Source organism: Helcococcus bovis (assembly GCF_046035835.1).
GTDB lineage: Bacteria > Bacillota > Clostridia > Tissierellales > Peptoniphilaceae > Helcococcus > Helcococcus bovis.
The window spans coordinates 1-570 of sequence record NZ_JBFNGB010000052.1 but is presented as its reverse complement, the minus strand read 5'-3'; the positions used below and the strand labels follow the sequence as shown (position 1 = coordinate 570).

The following is a 570-nucleotide window of genomic DNA, read 5'->3' as shown; positions in this document are numbered from 1 at the left end:
ATAATGATGCTACTAAAATTAATAATGATAATTTTCTAAGTTTCATTTTTATCCTCCTGAATGTTTATAAATACAGTATAGCATATATACTTTTTTTTTCAATAATTTGTATAATTTTTTATAGCTTAAATTATTAAATAATAGGATAATATTTTAAATAATAAATAATAAATAATAAATAATAAATAATAAATGATAAAAAATTAAAATTAAATAAATTAACAAAAATTTTAAAATTCACAATTTTTTATTATAGTTATTTAATTTTTTTAATATCATTTTTCGTCCCCTAGAATAAATTTGCCTAACATTTTGTATGTTTTTTCCTGTTTTATTTGATATTTCTAAGTATGAATAACCTTCAATTTTCATTATTATAATTTTTGAGTATTTTTCTGGAATTTGTAGTAATATACTATAAATATTATCGAATATTTCTCTTGAATATTCATCGTTATATTCATTATTTATATTATCAATTGTAAAATCTTTACATTGTTCAAATTTATTTTTATTGTATATATCAATTGAACAATTTCTAATTATTTTGATACAATATTTTTTTGTTTT

General features: G+C 15.1%; 1 protein-coding gene. It reads right to left on the bottom strand.

The genetic code is table 11. From position 1 onward, the window contains the following. Positions 1-237 precede the first annotated feature (237 nt). Positions 238-570 (bottom strand): sigma-70 family RNA polymerase sigma factor (locus ABGF48_RS08460; RefSeq protein WP_408105899.1); only part of this gene is annotated, 333 nt, incomplete at its 5' end.